The sequence below is a fragment of the Paenibacillus sp. J22P218 genome, from assembly GCF_056269195.1.
Window position 1 is genome coordinate 432,584 of record NZ_JBWDNL010000004.1, and the last position, 18,788, is coordinate 451,371.

Sequence of the window (18,788 nt, forward strand, 5' to 3'; positions counted from 1 at the left end):
TAAGTCAACCTCCTCTTGTCACGCTGTGTAATACACGAATACGCTATGAAACTTCTTCATTATAGCAAAATAACAGCCTTAACAAGCATTAAAAAAAGAAGAGCCAGCCGTTTCTCGCGCGGCAGCTCTTCTTCCTTCCCTATTATTTCGAAGCTTGCAGATGCTCTTCCAGACGATCCCATGTTTCTCTGATACCTTGCTCCATACCCATCTCGATAACGGTTTTGACGGCTTCCTCCGAATCGAAACGCGAACGGCTGATAACCTTCGTCTTGCCTTCCAGCTCTTCGAACACCAACGTCACATGCGATGGCGGCATACCCTCTGCCTCGTTGCCCTCGGCGTCCGAGAAGTAATCTACATATACAATCTTCTCTTGATCCACGATCTCCTCATAGACGGCTTTGCCCCATGACTCGAAGCCGAAGAAATCGCCTTGCGCCTCATCGATACACTTCATGCAGTAATGCCATACACCGCCCGAACGAAAATCAATATTGCAAACCGTCAGCGTCCAACCGCGCGGACCCCACCAATGCTTCAAGTGCTCCGCCTCGGAGAATGCGCTGAACACAAGACCCTTTGGCGCGTTGAAGACACGCTCCATCACAAACTCTTGACCTTCTACCTTCGTCAGCATTTCATTCGTCATTTTACAATTCCTCCTAAAGTTAATTTGTCGTATCATCCTCATTCTTCGCTTGCAGCTTCTGCAAATAAATTTCTAAGTTGTCAAAGCGTTCTTCCCACAATCTGCGGTAGTCGTCCAGCCACTTATCCATTGCTCGAAAAGGCTGCTCCCGCAGCTTGTAATGCCGCCGATTCGCATCCGCCTGCACCTCAACAAGTCCAGCCTCCAGTAAGACGCGCAAATGCTTGGACGCCTGGGGCTGCCGAAGGCCTAAGCGTTCAGCAATATCCCCTACCGTCAATGGCCCGGCTTGAAGCAGCTCTACAATTCGCAATCGGTTCGGCTCGGAAAGAGCGCTAAATGTTGTTGTATCCATACACCTTACGTTCCTTTGTTGTTCAGTCGTTAACATACCCTGCACCATTAATATACTTCAATTTGAATATTCCTGTCAAGGAATATTCAATGCAAAAAAAGACCCCAAACGATAGCTCTCGCTTGAGGTCCGCCTTCTTGTTGCCTAACCCTAGCCTCTTTTCTTGCGCGTCATAACGTCGAAGATAACGGCTGCGGCAAGCACGCCGCCACGAATCATGTACTGATAGGAGACGCCAACGCCGAGCAGGTTCATGCCGCTCGAGAGAGACGCCATAACAATTGCGCCAATAATCGCTCCTGTTACTTTGCCGACACCGCCCGCCGAGGATACGCCGCCGACATAAGCCGCAGCAATGGCGTCAAGCTCGAACAGCGTACCCGCCGTTGTCGAAGCCGATTGCATGCGCGCGGTGAACAGAATGCCAGACAGAGCAGACAACATGCCCATGGATCCAAATACGATGTAGGTAATTTTTTTAACGTTAATACCTGTAAGATGAGCCGCTTCCGGATTGCTGCCTACGGCGTAGATATGTCTGCCGAGCACCGTCTTCGTCGTCAGGAAGTGATAAATAGCAACCACGCCGAGCATAATGATAACCGTCCAGGAGAATCCATTGTAACCTGCAAGAATCCAAGTAATATAACCAATAATGAAAGAGATGAAGATCAACTTGACTGTGAACAAGCCTACAGACATAACTTCGAATTGGTACTTCATCTTGTTCCTGCGCTGGGTGATTTCGCTATAGATGTAGAATACGATGCATAGCAAGCCCAGGAGCAGTGATAGCACATGCAGGCCGCCTACTTGAGCAAGCGATGGAATGAAGCCATTGCCGAGCGCATTAAAGAAATCGTTATCTACGTTGATCGTTCCCGTCTTTTCAGTGACTTGCAGCAACGCGCCTCGGAAAATAAGCATAAAAGCCAAGGAAGCGACAAACGATGGGATACCGATCTTAGCTACAAGCACGCCGTTGAATAACCCGGCTACAACGCCAAGAACCAAAATGATCGGAATGGTCAAGTACACCGGTACTCCCATTTGCGTCATTAGGATCGCTGCGATCGCGCCCATGAATCCGGCCGCAAAGCCGACGGACAAGTCGATCTCGCGAATGACGATGACAAGCGTCATGCCGACAGCGAGCACGGCGATGTAGCCCGTAGCGTCGAGCAGGTTACTAATATTACGCGATGACATAAACAATCCGTCCGTCATAATCGTAAAGGTAAGCATAATGACAAACAGCGCAATATACATGCCATAGTCACGGATATTCACTTTGACAAGCGACTTCGCTTCGTTAAAAAGGTTCATTGGTCTTCCTCCTATTGCGTTGCAAGCTGCATAATGTTTTCTTGGGTAGCCTCTTCGATTGGCAACTCGCCCTTCATCTTGCCTTCAGCCATGACGTATATGCGGTCGCTCATGCCAAGCACTTCTCCGAGCTCGGACGAGATCATGATAATGCTCATTCCTTCGCTGATCAGCTTGTTCATAATCGTATAGATTTCGAACTTGGCGCCCACATCGATGCCGCGCGTTGGCTCATCCAGGATTAGCAGCTTCGGGCCGACGAACAGCCACTTGCCGAGGGACACCTTCTGCTGGTTGCCGCCGCTCAACTTGCCGACGATTTGCTCCACGGAAGGAGCTTTGACGTGCATGGAGCTCTTATACTCGTTCGAAATTTTCACTTCTTCGTTCTCGTTAATGACGCCGTTCTTGGCAATCCCGCTTAGGTTAGCCGCAACGACATTGCTTTTGATATCTTGAGCCAAGAACAACCCATCGCCCTTCCGGTCCTCGGTTACGTAAGCAATACCCGCTTTGATCGCATCGCTTGTATGCTGGAATTTCACGGGCATGCCATCCACGAATAAGTCGCCCTGCAGTTTATAGGACTTGGGATTGCCGAAGATGCTAAGAGCGAGCTCCGTACGCCCCGAACCCATTAAGCCGGCTATGCCGACGATCTCGCCTTGTTTAACATGAAGATCAACCTTTTTAACAACGTTTCGTCCTAACTTTGGATCGTAAGCGGACCAATTGTTAAGCTCCAATATTTTATCGCCGAATTTCTTGTTCGTTCTCTTCGGATAAATGTCGTCGATTTCGCGACCGACCATGTTTTTGATAATCGCGCTTTCGGTTATTTCGCCCTTCGATGCATCGAGCGTGCAGATGGTGCGTCCATCGCGAAGGATGGTTGCCCGGTCCGCTATGGAGATGACTTCTTTCAGCTTGTGAGAAATCATGATGCAGGTGATGCCTTGTTTCTTCAGCTCTCGCAGCAGCACAAGCAGGTTCTCGCTGTCGTTTTCGTTCAGCGCCGCGGTCGGCTCATCTAGAATAAGCAGCTTGACGTGTTTGCTTAATGCTTTGGCGATTTCAATCAATTGCTGTTTGCCGACGCCGAGGTCCTTGATCAGCACCTCCGGGTTGACGTCCAATCCAACCTTCTGGAGCATTTGCTTCGAATGAACGATCGTTTGGTTCCAATCGATGACTCCGCCGCGTTTCACTTCATTGCCCGCACTAATATTTTCGTATACGGTCAAATCCGGGAATAACGCCAGCTCTTGATAAATAATGGCGATGCCCGCCTTCACGCTGTCGCTGATCCGGCCAAACTGCTGTACGTTGCCCTCGTACACGATATCGCCTGAATACGTGCCGTGAGGATATACACCGCTTAACACCTTCATCAGCGTGGACTTTCCGGCGCCGTTCTCACCGATCAAGCAGTGGATTTCGCCTTCTTCCACCTTGAAGCTGACATCAGTGAGCGCTTTGACTCCCGTAAATTCCTTGGAGATGTTCTTCATCTCCAATATATATTCGCTCATTGTTATGCCCCCTTAACCTAGCAGCCGTTAATATTGCGGAATAGTGATAGCCATGGACTACCACTATCCCGCCTGGGCTATGCTTTTGTCTTATTCCAGACCTGTGAAGTCTTCCGCTTTGTAGTAAGCCGAATCGACAAGTTCTGCTTTTACGTTCGCTTTGTTAACAACGATAACGTCTGTTTGTTTAGCTGCGACGTCAATTTTGCCGTTGTTGTACGAACCTGTCGTTTCAGGCGTTCCGCCGTCCAGCAGCGTTACCGCCATGCCCATTGCGTCTTTAACCAGCGTACGAACGTCTTTGAAAACCGTCATGGACTGTTTGCTGTCGATGATGTATTGAACGGAAGCTTTCTCCGCGTCTTGGCCGGTTACGACGAAGCTCGATACCGCGCTGTCGGAACCGAATACGTCCGCAATGGCGCGAGCCGTACCGTCGTTTGGAGCAAGAATCAGAACATCGCCTTTTGCGTTAGCGGCAGCGGATGTCAGGTGAGTTTGCGCTTTGTTTTTAGCTTCGTTCGGATCCCAGTTCGTTGTAACTTGACCGATGATTTTGCTTAGCTCATCGCGGGACAGTTCAGCTTTGTCTTTCAAAGCAACTGCTTCGCTGGAGTTGGCGATAACGAATGTGCCGTCGGCGATTTTTGGTTGCAGTTCTTTCCATGCGCCTGCGAAGAATAGGAATGCATTGTTGTCGGTAGCTGCGCCAGCATACAGGTACAACGGTTGGCCTGCGCCTTTTGCATTGTCCACCAGGTATTTCGCTTGCGCCGCGCCTACCGCTTCGCTGTCGAACGTGACGTAGTAGTCAACCGCATCCGTATCCGTGATCAGACGATCGTATGCGATAACTTTGATGCCTTCTTTTTTCGCTGCTTCTACGGCTGCGCCAGCGGCTGCGCCGTCTTGAGGACAAATAATGAGGACGTCAATGCCTTTGTTAATCAACGTTTCCACGTTTTCTTTCTCCTTAGCGGAGGAACCTTGGCTGAACAAAATTTCCGTCGTATATTTCGTGCCGGATAGCGCATCCTTAAAACGTTGCTCGTCTTGTACCCATCTTGGCTCATCTTTGGTCGGCAATACGATACCGACGCTTACGTCGCTTCCGCCACCGCTTCCGTCTTTGCCGCATGCCGCCATGATTGTAGCGAACACCATTACAACTAGCAGGAGAGAAATCGCTTTAAACTTTTTATTCATTTTTTTACCCCTCTCAAATGTGTTTCTGCTGTTTACAGGTCAAATATATCACCTAACTCGATTCATGAAAGCGCTATACAATAGCACTCTTTTATAAAATCCTATACTTTTTTAAGGTGAGTCTTGTCCGTTCTTAGGTTCTGAACTTGGAAACCGTGAGCTTCAGCTCGGCTACTAGCTCCACGAGCCTGCTGGCATGCTCGGACACTTCCCCGATGGATTCCGTCTGCATGTCCATGGTCGATGCGATCTGCTGGGTGGAAGCCGTCGTCTGCTCGGATACGGCAAGTATCGTCTGTATCGACGCGACTACTGTTTCCTTTTGTGCTTCGATGCTTGCGATTGTACCCCGCTCTCCTTGCAGGCGAGACTGCATTCGGCCAAGCGAATCGTTCATGCTGCTCATGGCTCGGCTCACCTCGGACACGGCTATCCGCTGCGTTTCGTTCATCGCGTTCGTATCGCCGACGACGGAGACGAGACTTTCCGTTTGCGACAGCATCTCGGAGATGGTCGCATGAATGCTCTTCGCCGATTGCTTCGCCTGAACCGCCAAGCTGCGCACCTCGCCCGCCACGACAGCGAAGCCTCTGCCGTGCTCGCCGGCCCTAGCGGCCTCGATCGAAGCGTTGATAGACAAAATATTGGTCCGATCCGTAATGGCGAAGATCGCTTTCGCCACGGAAGCAATCGATTGCGACTGGCGGCTTAAGTGATTCACGATATCCGATACCTTTCCGAAAGCCTGCTCCAAGCGGGTATACGACAGCTCGAGCTGCTCTACTTGGCTGTTGCCGCTCTTGAGATCGCGGCTGGATTCAGCAAGCACAAGCTTGATATCGCCGGACTGACCGATGAGCGTCCCGATTTCCCGGCTTAGCGCATGAACGGCCTCGGAGCTTTTCTCGATTTCGGTCGAGGTGTGGGAAGCGCCGCGCGCGATTTCGTCCGCCGACCGGGCAATCTCGACGCCGGAGGTCGCATTCTCGCTTGCGATGGTCGTAACGAAGCCAGCCGTCTCTTCCACCGCCTGCACGCTGATATCGACTTTTCTTATCAATGCGCGCATGCTGCCAAGCATCGTATTGTAGCTGGTCGCCAGCTCGCCAATCTCATCTTGTTTCGCATAGCTGAACTCCGACATCAAGTCGCCTTCCGCGGTTTTAGCAATAGTCATTCGAAGCGAATTGATTGTCTTCAGCAGCCCCGTCGCGATTATATAAGCAGCCAGCGCCCCGATGATGAGACCGATTGCGAGGGAGATCAGGCTCGTGGCCATGAACTCGAAAAGACTGTCGGTCAACGCTTGTTTGTCCACAAAAGAAACGACGCTCCAATTCATCGAATAAACGAACGAGACCTCTCCTTTATACCGGACATCCTCCCATTCCATGTCGATACCGCTTCTTTGGCCTGCCGCCACGTCCCCCACCCAGCCAAAATTCCGCTTCATATCGGCTGGCCCGGAGAGCGCGTCCGGCACGCCGGGTATGCTGCCGCTCGCGTTCGGATCAATGTTCGTTCCGTCCAAGCCTTGCATGAACGAGGAAATGATTAAGCCCTGGTTATCGTAGATGACCAGCTTGTTATCCCCGAATTTCTCGTTCGATTCCCGCAGCAGTCCAATCCCGTTCAAGTCGATATCGAAGCCCGCGACACCGTACAAATCTTCCCCGGTCAACACGGGCGTCACGATCGAAACCGTCATCTTGCCCGATAGTTCATCCAGCCGGACGTCCGTCCAAGATGTATCCTTGTTTTGAAGGGCAAGCTTATAGGGCAGCATCTCTCTGGCATCACCCGAAAGGCCCTTCTCGTGAGTCGTCAACTGCCGTCCTGTCGACGCGGGGATGAAGTACGCCCCGAGCAGCGAATGATCCTGAGTCTTCGCATCCTGCAGCATGCTTGCGATGTCCTGATTCGAATTCCCGGAGCGGCGGCTCATTCGTCCGATTTCTCCCGCCATCCCCTCGACCGCCTTCTCGTATTGCTCGGCGAACATCCGGAGCTCTCTGGTAGCGCTTTCAACTTGTGTCGCGTTTGCCTTTGCGAACGTCTCTGCAAGCGACGCCTGCATAGTGCCGAAGTTCATCGCGCTCGAGCCTACCAAGGACAACAGTATCGCCGCCGAGATCAGACCCATCCACTTGACCCGCAACGATCGCCCGTTCATGCGAAACCGAACGAATTTACGGAAATTAATATTCCACCCTCGCGTCTTCCTCATCTGTCTATCCCCCGCCTAATATTTGGGTTGTTGTTCGTTCTACCCAAATATTACTCGACTTGCTTGGATACCCGCTTAACAATTAAGTTGATAAATTTGTGTTACCTAGTATTTTTTTGTGCTGCCTGTCGAATCATTCGGATCAATCGAGGTGTGCTCGCATTTTGGATGGATTTCATACAGTCAAAAGGCTAGGAACGAGAAGATTTCGAAGTTTGATTGGATTTTATGCGGTCAAATGAACGGAGAAAGGTCACCGGGGGCGAAAAGGCCGATTTTGGCTGTACCAATTCCATTCAAAAGTCAGTTCACGGGCGATTTTGACCTATTAGACTGCATGAAATACAGGCAAAATGAACCTCTGTATGCGAGTCTCCGATTTATACAGAAAAGGACCTCAACCCATTCACGGCAAGGTGAAGGCTGAGATCCTCTTTCTCAAATCATTAATAAATAAACGTTATTCCGGCTGCGCGAACCTGTACACATCCTCCTTGGCGTGGAAGCCGTCGGCAATAATGGTCGTGTCCAGGTTCAGCCGATCTACCGCGATCGGCGACAGCAGCACGGACGGCACTTCGATCTTGCCGTTGTTCACCTTCCGGTCGGCGTGCGGAGTTTCGCCCTTGGCCATGATGACGGCAAGCTCTGCCGCCTTAAGCGTCAGCGCATGGATCGGCTTATACACCGTCATCTCCTGCGTACCGGTTACGATACGCTGCGCGGCAGCGAGATCCGCGTCCTGTCCGGCGACCGGAATTTTGCCGGCCAGTCCTTGTGCTTCCAGCGCTGCGATAACGCCGCCCGCCGTCGCGTCGTTGGCGGCAATAACCGCATCGATCTGATTGTTATTCGCCTTCAGCGCTTCTTCCATATTGGCCTTGGCATTAGCCGGCGTCCAATCCTTGGTCCACTGGTCGTAGACGACCGTAATGTCTCCGCTGTCGATGAACGGCTGCAGCACGTTGAACACGCCTTCCTTGAACAAGTGGGCGTTGTTGTCCGTCTCCGCTCCTCCGATATACACATATTTGCCTTTCGGCACAAGCTTCGTGATCGAATTGGCCTGCAGCTCGCCGACCAGCTCGTTGTCGAAGGAAACGTACAGATCGATCTCCGCATTTTTGACCAGCCTGTCGTAAGCGATCACCTTCACCCCAGAGGAATGGGCTTTCTTCACAATCGCTGCCGTGGCCTCCGCATTATGGGGTACGATGACGAGAAGATCGATGCCATGGCTGATCATCGTCTCCGCCTGTACGATCTGAAGCGCGTCGTCTCCGTTCGACGCACTGATTTCGACCTCAACTCCGAGAGCTTCCACAGACTCCCGGAACAAATCCCGGTCCTTCAGCCAGCGTTCCTCCAGCAGCGTATCCATGGAAAAGCCGATCTTGATCGGTTGCTCCACGGTCTCAGAGCTTCCGCCTGTTCCATCTTTGGTTGTTACCGGCGATGGCGAAATGACCGAATTCGACGCGCCCGCACTTCCATCCGCTTCCGCGCCAAGTGCGTCGTCGCCGTTGTTGTCGCAGGCGGCAACGGCGACGACGATAACGATCGCAAGCAGAGCCGTCCTGACTCGCATCCATATACGCTTCACGCTAATCGCTCCTTCTCTGCCGTCAGCTCTCATCGTCGGTCAGCCTTCTGCCGCCGAGCAGCGTCTTGCGATATTCCTTGGGCGAGACAGAGCACATCTTCTTGAACACCTTGCTGAAGTAGTTCGGATCGTGATACCCGACCTCGAACGTAATTTCCTTGAGGCTCTTCTCCGGGTCGGCCATCAGCTTTTTCGCTTTTTCGATGCGGCATTCCGTTAGGAAGTCGATGTAGTTGATGCCAAGCTGGTCCTTGAACATTTTGCTAATGTAGAACGGACTAAGTCCCACGCGTTTCCCGATCGCATCTAGCGAAATATCCTCTTGAGAATGCTCTGCGATATACAGCTTGATCTGCTGGATCGTGTCCGGCTCAACCTGTTCGTAGTGCTCCGCGTAGGATTGCTTCATGCGATCCAGCAAACGTCCGGTTTCGGCCCGCAGCTGGCGGCCGTCCTGAGCCTGGAAGGAGAACAGCGGCGTCTCCGCCTCGATGCCCATCTCGCTGAGCACGCGGGAAGCCACCCACAGCAGCTCGAGCACGCGTTGCTGCGTCTGCATCAATTCGGCGCCTTCGTTCTCATACTGCTGGATAAAGTCCATGACGCCAGCCCGCACCTGGTCCCATTGTCCCAGCCTGATTTGGTCGAAGAACTGCCTCTCCCGCTGCTTGGCCAACTGGCCGTCAAGCACGGCGCCCAATACGGGCGTGTCCTCGTAAAACCGGTATTTGACCGGTAGCGACGTATCCATCGAAGCTATTAGCGATTCTTGGTAAGACTGGCGAATGTGCTCGAGCGATCCCGACACGTTGCCGATGCCAACGAACCAGCCCGAAATGGCGTCCTGCTTCGCAACGGATAGAATATCTCGGGCGAGGGAAATCGCTTGGGTACGGTACGAGCGCTCCGGATCCCTAATGACGATAATGGGCAGCTGGCGGCCGTAGAGTGCTCCGACCAAACCGCCTCCTGCCTGCCTAACCTTCTCCTTCACCGCTGTATAGAATTGTTCCGCGCCTGCGGGCAGCAGCACGAGCATGACGAACATTTCATTTGCCGTCCGGATGTCAAGGAGGCCGACCAACTCGTCGACATGCACGTCGTGCACATGGTCGAACAGCAACTGCGTCACGACGTCCGTCTCAATGAGCGGCAGCGCCTTCTGCAACGAATTCTGCTTCATGCGGTCTTCTTCGATCTCCCGGAGCACCTTCCCGACCGTGGCTATAATTTCGCTCGCCTTGCTTGGCTTGAGCAGATAGTCTTTCACGCCAAGCTTGATCGCCTGCCGAGCGTAATCGAACGCGTCATACGCCGTTACCATGACATATTTGATCCGAGGATGCTGCTCCTTGATCACTTCCACCGCTTCCAGACCCGTCATGCCCGGCATTTTGATATCCATTAGAATCAAGTCCGGCTCGAACTCGCCCGCCATCTGCACCGCGATCTTCCCGTTCTGGGCTTGCGCAATGACTAGGTCCGGGTAGCCCTTGCGCAATATCGCCTGCAGACCTTCGCGTTCTATTTGCTCGTCATCTACGATCAGGAGCTTTATCATAGGTTTCGATTCCCCTTGTTTTCGGTATTTTCATAATGACCTTCGTGCCGCGCCCGCTTCCGCTCTTAATATCGATCACGTCCTCGAGGCCGTAGAACAGATGAAGCCGTTTGACGACGTTGCTCATGCCGATACCCGTCGAGTGACCTTCCGCCTCAACGGCATGCTCCGCTAATATGCTTTGGATCTTTTCCTCGGTCATGCCCGGGCCGTCGTCTTCGATCTCGATCGTAACTCGCTCTTCCCCGTCGATGACGCGGAACCAGATGTTGCCGCCTTCCTCTTCGGGCTCGACCGCGTATATGACGGCATTCTCGACGATCGGCTGCAGCGTGAGACCTGGAATTTGCACGTACAGGCATGACTCGTCGAGCTCTATGTGCAGCCTTAGCCGCTCCGTGAACCGCGCTTTCTGAATATCGATATACTGGCGCATCACTTTCACTTCATCGTACAGCGTGACGGAGCGATCGAGTCGCTTCAGATTATAGCGCAGCAAGCCAGCCACGCTGACAAGCAGATCGCTTGTCTCCTCCGAGCCTTCCAAATAAGCTTTCTTCGACAGCGTATCGAGCGTGTTGAACAGAAAATGCGGGTTAATCTGGCTCTGCAGACTGCGAAGCTGGCTCTCTTGAAGCAGCAGCTTATTCTGCTGCAGCTCGTTCTCGAGCTGCGCCTTCTGCTGGATTTCCGAGATCAAGTTATTAATGTTGATTCTCATCCGGTCGAACATCTTCGCAAGGAAAGATATTTCGTCGTTGGACTCCACTTCCACTACTAAGTCGAACCGCCCTCTGGACAGCTCCTTGGCCGCTTGGGTCAGCTTCAGTACCGGACGCGTAATACTCAAGGAGAACCAGTACGTGAAGACGAGCAAGAGGAACGTGATAAGCATGAGAAGCCAGACGCCCAGCTCCCTCAGCTCCTTGGATTGCTCAATAATGCCGCGGTAGAAGCGATCATAAGTCCTCAGCTCGGTATCGATCAGCGTCAGCGTCATCTCGGAGATGTATTTGGAGATACGCGTCGCTTCCGTGAACGCCTGGGACGAAGCCTCCGTCTCCTTCTCCGATTGAAATATAAGCGATCGGTCCGTCGTCTCGACGAGACTGTCAATTAGGTTCATGTAGCTGGTTAAGACAAACGCATTCTCCGCATTGCGAAGCATATTCACCTCGTTCTTCGCCCCTAGAATACTCTCCCGGCTGTCATCCAGCTGGGTCAGGGTGGCTTCACTCGGAGTCATCAGGTAGTTGTTCAGCGACGTAATGATCTGCTGGCTTGCCGTCGTCACCTCATTCATGCGAAGGTAGCGCTGCAAAATGTCATTGTACCGATCTTGCGTCTTCTGGTTGTAATAAGTAAGCGCTATCCATATCGTCGCCATAAAAAACAGCACGATCGCCGCCAGTGTCCATATTTTTTTCTGAATGCTGATGTTCATCGCGCTTCCATCGCCTTCGCCATCCGAATATCGGTGAGATAACCGTCCATTTCAAGAGGAACCGTCTCGCCGCTCAACCACTCCATCATCAGCTTCACGCTCAGCTCGCCCATCTTCTCCGGAGACTGCTCGATCATCCCGTCCAGCTTGCCCTGCTCGAACAGCTCTTCCGACTCGCGCCCGTCATCGAACGAATAAATATGATACGGCCCGATCTGCGAGCGCCTGCCGATCTCATGCAGCATCGCGCTGGCCATGCCGGCGTTCACCGCAATGAAAGCATCGGCGTCCGGTACCCGGTTCATCAGATCCTTCGTCGTGGCAATGACCTGCTCCCTTGTCGCCTCTGTTTCGGCGTAAGCCGTCCGAACATCCTTATAATCCTTCAAGACGTCTTGAATACCGGCCAGCCGCTGCTTCTGATAATATTCCTGATACGTGTCTCCCAGCAAAATAACGTTGCCCGATTGCCCCATATCCGCAAGCAGTTGCTTGGCGATCATCTGCCCCGCCGCGTACTGATCGGAGCCGACGTAGGTTCTTCTCAAGCTCTCCGCCATCGGCACGTCGTTAGCTACCGTAATAATGGGAATGCCGTAGAAGGCCGCCTTAATCTTCGTCAGGCTCTTGAACTCCTCCGCGTCAAGCCCCTGCACAATAATGCCATCCACTTTGGAGTCGATCGCGATTTCTATTTTTTCCAAAAATTCCTCTTTGTTTTTCCCGTAGCTGCCCCATACCTCAAGACTCGCTCCATCCTTCCGCGCCTGCTCGACCGCGCCGTGGCCAACCTTATCCCAGAACGTCGTCTCCAGCTCCTGCGTGATGAGCACCAGACGATATTCGGTCTGCTTCGGGATCTCCGTCTGCGGCAGTCGCCAATCAGAACGAAAGGCTTTGCCCGCTGACACGAAGGTAAAAAAACATAACGTAAGACATACAATGCCGAGTAGAACCATGACCATTTTGCGCAAGAGAAGCGTCTCCTTTGTTCGAGCCTAACATCTAGCATCATCATATCCATGAATAGGAAAATGTTCAACTACGCTTATGTTATTTCATCGTTTAATCGAAGCAAACAAAGGATGCCCCGCAAGCAGCGGAGCATCCCTTGTTCAATTCATGCATGCACACAGCCTTCTCCCGCTACTCCTCTTCCTCCTCCGTTACGATAATGCGTGTCGTATTGGACAGCAGTGCCGCTCTGAAGCACGAGGAGCCGAAGCGGAATTCGAAGAAGACGACCGCTTGATTCTCGATGAAATCGCCTGCCGGCTCGAACAGCACCCTAACCCGGAACGACAGCGTGCGAGTGACGCCCGGTCCGATCGTGCCTAAGCCGACGCCTACCCTCGGATCCATTTGGCTGATGCCGTCGACGACCAGACTGCCCGATACGAATTGCAGCTGATTGGCCAGCTTATCATAGAAGATAACATTGCCCGCTACGATATCAGTCGATGTATTGCTAATGGTTACATGATATTGATAACTGTCTCCTACCCTAACCGTCTGAACGCTTGCCGTCTTAATAAAATTCGAAAAGTCGGCTGCGCTGATCTGCAGGATCGGATTCACGATCGTATTCGACTGGAACGTCTGTGTCGAGATCGTTCCGTTCGCGAGAAGGAAATTCGCCGTCGCCTGCGCCGTGTTCGTGAATGAGCTGCCGCCCGTTACCAAAGCATCGAACCGAACGAATACCGCCTCATTCGGCGGAATAGGACCGAGATTAATGCCCGTATTCGGATTCGCCTCCAGCTCCAATACATCATCAACAATAACAGTGCCCGGAATGAAGAGCAGATTCGACTGCAAGACATCTAACAGCGTCGTTCGAACCGATACCGCATTGCCGTTATTGACGGCGAACAGGCTTAACGTAATGCGTTGACCGATGAATAAAGATACGTCGAGAAACGTTTTGGACAGCAGCAGATTCGGAGACGTCGGCTGGACCGCACGAATCACCGTTACGAGTGCCGTATTGACAATAGGCTGAACCGTGCCGCCCATGAACGGAATCGTTACGCCCGGCAGCGGCGGCAAGGTGATGCCCGGAATCGTTACCGGCTGATCCAGTACAATGACGCCTCCTGCTATCGTTAGTGGCGGCTGGCCCGCATTGTCTCCCGGAGCCGGTGTTACTCCCGGCTTGAACACGGGAAGAACGGGCAGAAGCATGCCGTTCACCGGCGTAACACCCGGCGTGCTTGGAATGGCGAGCTCCATCGGGCTGCAAGTCGGAACGAGCGTTCCTGGAGGAACAGTAACAACTACACCGTTGTTCGTAATTAGCCCCTGCGGCGGAAAACCAGCAACGAACACTTGGAATTCAATCGTGACCGTCTGGCCGACAGCAATCGTCCCGAGCACAAGCTCCGAACCAATGTCCACGCCGCTGAATCGACCGCCGTCAATGAATAGGCTCGATGGTATGACGATGATACCGTCTGGGAACACATCGGTTAAGATCGCTTCGCCCGGCGCTGTTCCCGTATTCGTAATCGTGATCGTATACGTGATCGTGTCGCCCAACTGAGCGGTTAACACGCTCGGCGTCTTCGTTCCGACAATGTTCGGCCCCGTTATGACTGCTGGGGTCGTTGTCGTCGTACTCGAAGAGGTTGTGGATGATGTAGTGGTGGTTGAGGTAGTCGATGTTGTAGATGTTGTTGTGGTGGTGGACGTAGTAGACGTCGTTGTCGTCGTTGATGTTGAAGGCACAACCATCGGCCCAGGCAAGCAGCCCACAAAAGGAATATTATGCGCCTCAAGCGTACCCGACACATTCGTCAGCGAGGCCGCAACAATCGTTCCGTTAATGTTGCCAAAGCCGATCGCTTCCCAGTCCGCATAAGGCGCAAGCACGGAGCCCGTAATGGATAAGTTTTGGTTAAATGCCCTTGTCGCTTGGTAAAAGTTCCATAGAATCGTTGCTCCGTCTTCACGCGTGGACGTAACGCCATTGCGGAAGATTGTATAGCTGCCGAAGCCGACATCGGTTCCGCCAACGTTAATCACTATGGTTGACCCAGCCGGAGCAACAATGTCGATCCCGTTGGCGGTATCGAGCCGAAGCCCGTTGCCGTCGACATTATTTCCGTTAAACGTGAACACGTTGAACGCAGGATCGGTTCCGGTTAGCACAATCTGGCCAAAATTGTTCGCTACCGTCCCGGTTGGCGTTACAGCCGAGAGATTGAGTGAAAGCGCCGCGAGCTCTTGCTCCGCTAAGTCAAAGTCGATAGGTGTGCCGACTAAAGGCTGATTCGGAACGCCGTTGTTGTTGGTCATCGTGTAATTAATGATTTCGCTATCGGGATAGATGACCGTATTGCCCGCAAAGTTCGTACCCATCGAAACGTTAATGTTTCCTTGAACGATCAGATCCGGCCGCGTCGTTGACACGGGCAGCGTATCGCCGATGCCGTAGCTGGTGTAAGTAGCCGTCCCTCCAACGGCAACGCGTCCCTCCGAATCGACGAACGACTGGGTATGATCTCCGAATACAAAAACATTAAAGTCGTTGGCGATGCCTAAATTCACACAAGCCATCCTCTGCGCCCCTCCTCCATCTTGAGGTCAATTCCTAAATGTCATTCCATGATGTGTATGCATAATGAGCTAGTCTCAAACATACATGAGTATGGACTTTAAAAAAAATTCGCAAAGAGGGAGTCTTCGATGAAGGTCGCGGTCCTAACGATGTTCAACGGACTTGCCAAAACTTATTCTCTCGTCAGCGTCGTCGAAGAGCATCTGCATATGCTGCTCGGTGCAGGCGTAAAAGTGAAGCTGCTCGTCAGCCAAGATTGCCCGGATTCCGAGCGCTTCGGCATCTTCGCCGATGATCGGCTGGAATGGGTGAAAATTACGAATCGGCTGCAAGGACGGCAGATACATTGGATGGATTATTCGCAGCCGACAGGCAGAGTTCATGAAGCCTTCTACGATGAAGCGGAGACGATTGCCGAGAGCTTATATGAAGCGTTAGAGCATGATGACGTGTGTATCATGCACGATATTTTGTATCAAGGATGGCATCTCGTCCATAATGTGGCGGTTCGGATCATGCAGCTTCGGCTGCCGAATCTTCGATTCCTCGCCATGAGCCATTCCATGCCGATCCCAAGGCCGGCTCGTATGGACTGGCCGCTCTCGGCGCGGTATACCCCGTTGCCTAATACGACCTACCTCTACCCGACACAATCCGGACTAGCCGCGCTTGCCCGGCAGTACAACGTGCCTTTAGAGCGCTGCCGTGCCATCTCCAATTGCTGTAACCCGTACGCTGAATTCAGCCAAGAGCTGCAGAAGCTAGCCGCGAAGACCGACCTGCTGTCGCCGGATATCGTGGCCGTCTATCCCGGGCGGCTTACTCCCGGCAAGCAGCAGAACAAGGCTGCTGCCTTAGCGGGGGCAATCGCCGCTGCCTCAGGCAAGCGCGTAAAGCTCGTTTTCTGCGACTTTCCTTCGCTCGATATTGAGGCAGCTGCATTCAAGCGAATGATTGTAGAAACCGGCATGCACAGCGGACTTCATAAGGAAGACATCGTGTTCACTTCCGATGCAGGCTGGCCTGACGGATTCCCCCATCGCAGCGTCATGGAGCTGTTCACGATCAGTAATTTGTTTATTTGCCCCTCCTACTCCGAATCGTTCGGATTAATCGTGTTGGAGGCAGCCAGCCGCGGTAATTTCATCGTGCTGAACGAAGCCGTTCCCGCTTTGGAGGAGCTGGGCAAGCAGCTCCATGCCTACTTCATGCGTTGGGATGCCCGGAACATCGGCTATGATACGCAGGAGCACTATCACCCTTCCGAGCGTCATTATATGCTGGAGCATGCCGCGGCCATAGTGGGCCAGATGGAACAGAACCCTGTTCTTCATGCCAAAACAATCGCCCGTCAGCGCTATAATCCCGAATGGATTTGGCAGCATCAATTGAGGCCGCTGCTCGAAGAGGTTTAAGCGGACGACAAAGGACGCCCCTCGCGAGGGGCGTCCTTGTCTTCTATTATTATTCCTTTATGCTTGCAATCGCCGCATCAAGAGCGCCGACTACTTTATCACACCAAACATCGAACTCTGGATCTTCCTTCTGATACTCTGGATGCTCCAAAATGTACTCGATCGTTCTCTTAATGCCTTGGTCAAGCCGCGTTGTCGCAATGAACTCCGGCACGAGCCGCTTTAACTTGGCATTATCGAACACAACGGTATTCGATTTATCCCCCAGCAAGCCGCCTCTGAAATCTTCATTGCTGCAAGCGTCAAGGAAGGCCGACGATACGTGAACCGCATTCAGCTTCACGCCAAGCGCATCGGCGATAATCTCGTAGATTTGATTCCATGTCACCGACTCATCGGACGTAATATGAACGGACTCGCCAATCGCATGGATGTTGCCCATCAATCCGATGAATCCTTTGGCAAAATCGCTATTATGCGTCATCGTCCAAAGCGATGTCCCGTCTCCATGAATAATGACCGGTTTGCCTTCCAGCATCCGCTTCGCCACCTGCCATGAACCTTTGCTTCCGTGCACACCAAGCGGAATCGAACGTTCATCGTAAGTATGGCTTGGTCTAACAATTGTAATCGGGAAGCCCTGCTCTCGGTATTGCTTAATCAAGTACTCCTCGCAGGCAATTTTATTACGGGAATATTCCCAATACGGATTAGACAGCGGAGTTCCTTCCGTAATTCTATAATCCGATAAAGGCGTCTGATAAGCAGAAGCCGAGCTAATGAACATGAACTGCTTCGTCTTGCCGCTGAACAAGCGATAATCCCGCTCTAGCTGCGATGGTACGAAAGCAATGAAATCTGCAACGACATCGAAGCTTAAATCCTCGATCAGCGCAGCTACCCGCGCTTCATCGTTAATATCGGCTTGCAGCACCTTAACTCCGGCCGGCAGCCCTTCGTTTCTTGAACCTCTGTTGAGAAGGTACAGCTCGTGGCCTTGCTCCAGCAGCTGGCTCGTAATGGCAGAGCTAATGATGCCCGTGCCTCCAATAAATAACGCTTTCATTTATTCGCACACCTCCGAAGTGTAGTCGGGTCTAGCGCCTCTCCTGCATATCGATGCATATGAACAGGCGTTCATAGACTTATTCGACGTTACTGCGGCAAACCCTCCCAACAAAAGAAGAACGCCTGCTCCGGGCGCTCTTCTTTTGGGCCAAACAAACCTTTTATTTAGCTTTCTTCTGTGCCGTAGAGAACTGAATAGCCGTTCCGTTAATCACATTGCGAAGCACATTACGGAAGACAAAGGCCGCTACATTGTTGTAGTTGCTGTAGAAATCCGATAAGTCGTCATTGAAGAACTGCACCACTCTCACCTTGAACACGGGATACACGAACGTATTGCCGAAAGGCGTCCTGGCCACAACAAAGCTGAACAGCTCGTTCGTGCGGAAGGCAATTCGATACAGCGCAACGATCCTAGCCGGCGTCAGTCCTGTCGTGATTGGGCTGACGATCTTGCCCCCCGACTTCACTCTTACCGCAACTCTCGTATTGCCGAACGACTTCGTGGACAATAAAAGTGTTGCAAGCGCCTTCGCTTTGCTTAAACCGCATACCTTCAGCGTAATCTGAAAACTCCCGTCAGGAAGCTGCACCATAGGCTCGACCGTTACTAGCCGGTCCTTGCCCACGGAATACTTGATCTCGCTCCAGAATGTCGCTTCTGGCGGAGACAACGAGATACGGACTTTTTGACGCAAATCCTTTGTCATGTGAACCCTCTCCTCCTAAGTCATTGGCTTGTACGCCACTCTAGCAGCGTTATGCCGAGACCATTGTTATCTATCATTTTATGGAAGAGAGAGTGATTAGGAACTGCATAGGCCTAGTCCTCACAGAAAT

At 52.4% G+C, this 18,788-nt stretch carries 14 protein-coding genes; 1 reads left to right on the forward strand and 13 read right to left on the reverse strand.

From position 1 onward, the window contains the following. Nucleotides 1-142 precede the first annotated feature (142 nt). The 11 genes from AC0YN0_RS20045 to AC0YN0_RS20095 all read right to left on the reverse strand — a co-directional run bounded on the left by AC0YN0_RS20045 (nt 143) and on the right by AC0YN0_RS20095 (nt 15,464). Nucleotides 143-652 (reverse strand): SRPBCC domain-containing protein, encoded by a 510-nt coding sequence (locus tag AC0YN0_RS20045; protein ID WP_475822827.1) that lies wholly within the window; start codon nt 650-652, stop codon nt 143-145. Between the two features lie 19 nt (nt 653-671). Further along, the gene (locus AC0YN0_RS20050) at nt 672-1,007 is read right to left on the reverse strand and encodes an ArsR/SmtB family transcription factor (RefSeq protein WP_475822828.1); all 336 of its coding nucleotides are present in this window, start codon (nt 1,005-1,007) and stop codon (nt 672-674) included. 150 nt (nt 1,008-1,157) lie between these two features. Beyond that, on the reverse strand, nt 1,158-2,333 hold the full coding sequence (locus AC0YN0_RS20055; RefSeq protein ID WP_475822829.1) for a sugar ABC transporter permease: 1,176 nt from the start codon (nt 2,331-2,333) through the stop codon (nt 1,158-1,160). An 11-nt stretch (nt 2,334-2,344) separates the two neighbouring features. Next, nucleotides 2,345-3,865: an ATP-binding cassette domain-containing protein gene (locus tag AC0YN0_RS20060; RefSeq protein ID WP_475822830.1), complete on the reverse strand. Its 1,521-nt coding sequence runs from the start codon at nt 3,863-3,865 to the stop codon at nt 2,345-2,347. Between the two features lie 90 nt (nt 3,866-3,955). Continuing rightward, a complete protein-coding gene (locus tag AC0YN0_RS20065) occupies nt 3,956-5,071 on the reverse strand; it encodes a sugar ABC transporter substrate-binding protein (protein ID WP_475822831.1) in 1,116 nt (371 codons plus the stop codon). Between the two features lie 133 nt (nt 5,072-5,204). Beyond that, on the reverse strand, nt 5,205-7,298 hold the full coding sequence (locus tag AC0YN0_RS20070) for a methyl-accepting chemotaxis protein (RefSeq protein WP_475822832.1): 2,094 nt from the start codon (nt 7,296-7,298) through the stop codon (nt 5,205-5,207). 460 nt (nt 7,299-7,758) lie between these two features. Then, nucleotides 7,759-8,934, reverse strand: a complete 1,176-nt coding sequence (gene xylF / locus AC0YN0_RS20075) for a D-xylose ABC transporter substrate-binding protein (RefSeq protein WP_475822833.1) — start codon at nt 8,932-8,934, stop codon at nt 7,759-7,761. Next, the gene (locus AC0YN0_RS20080) at nt 8,924-10,462 is read right to left on the reverse strand and encodes a response regulator (RefSeq protein ID WP_475822834.1); all 1,539 of its coding nucleotides are present in this window, start codon (nt 10,460-10,462) and stop codon (nt 8,924-8,926) included. The genes xylF and AC0YN0_RS20080 overlap by 11 nt, the downstream gene beginning before the upstream one ends. Further along, complete coding sequence (locus AC0YN0_RS20085) at nt 10,437-11,906, reverse strand: sensor histidine kinase (RefSeq protein WP_475822835.1); 1,470 nt, start codon at nt 11,904-11,906, stop codon at nt 10,437-10,439. Before AC0YN0_RS20085 ends, AC0YN0_RS20080 begins: the two co-directional genes overlap by 26 nt. Further along, entirely contained in the window at nt 11,903-12,880 is a 978-nt protein-coding gene (locus AC0YN0_RS20090; RefSeq protein ID WP_475822836.1) for a sugar ABC transporter substrate-binding protein, read from the reverse strand. The genes AC0YN0_RS20085 and AC0YN0_RS20090 overlap by 4 nt, the downstream gene beginning before the upstream one ends. Before the next feature lie 172 nt (nt 12,881-13,052). Beyond that, the gene (locus tag AC0YN0_RS20095; protein ID WP_475822837.1) at nt 13,053-15,464 is read right to left on the reverse strand and encodes a choice-of-anchor A family protein; all 2,412 of its coding nucleotides are present in this window, start codon (nt 15,462-15,464) and stop codon (nt 13,053-13,055) included. Nucleotides 15,465-15,593: 129 nt separating this feature from the next. Between AC0YN0_RS20095 and AC0YN0_RS20100 the strand changes: the two genes are divergently transcribed. After that, the gene (locus AC0YN0_RS20100) at nt 15,594-16,880 is read left to right on the forward strand and encodes a glycosyltransferase (protein ID WP_475822838.1); all 1,287 of its coding nucleotides are present in this window, start codon (nt 15,594-15,596) and stop codon (nt 16,878-16,880) included. 49 nt (nt 16,881-16,929) lie between these two features. On the opposite strand, the gene AC0YN0_RS20105 is transcribed toward AC0YN0_RS20100, so the two are convergent. Together AC0YN0_RS20105 and AC0YN0_RS20110 are read right to left on the reverse strand one after the other, a co-directional pair. Continuing rightward, nucleotides 16,930-17,946: an SDR family oxidoreductase gene (locus AC0YN0_RS20105; RefSeq protein ID WP_475822839.1), complete on the reverse strand. Its 1,017-nt coding sequence runs from the start codon at nt 17,944-17,946 to the stop codon at nt 16,930-16,932. A gap of 163 nt (nt 17,947-18,109) precedes the next feature. Then, the gene (locus AC0YN0_RS20110) at nt 18,110-18,658 is read right to left on the reverse strand and encodes a hypothetical protein (protein WP_475822840.1); all 549 of its coding nucleotides are present in this window, start codon (nt 18,656-18,658) and stop codon (nt 18,110-18,112) included. Nucleotides 18,659-18,788 lie beyond the last annotated feature (130 nt).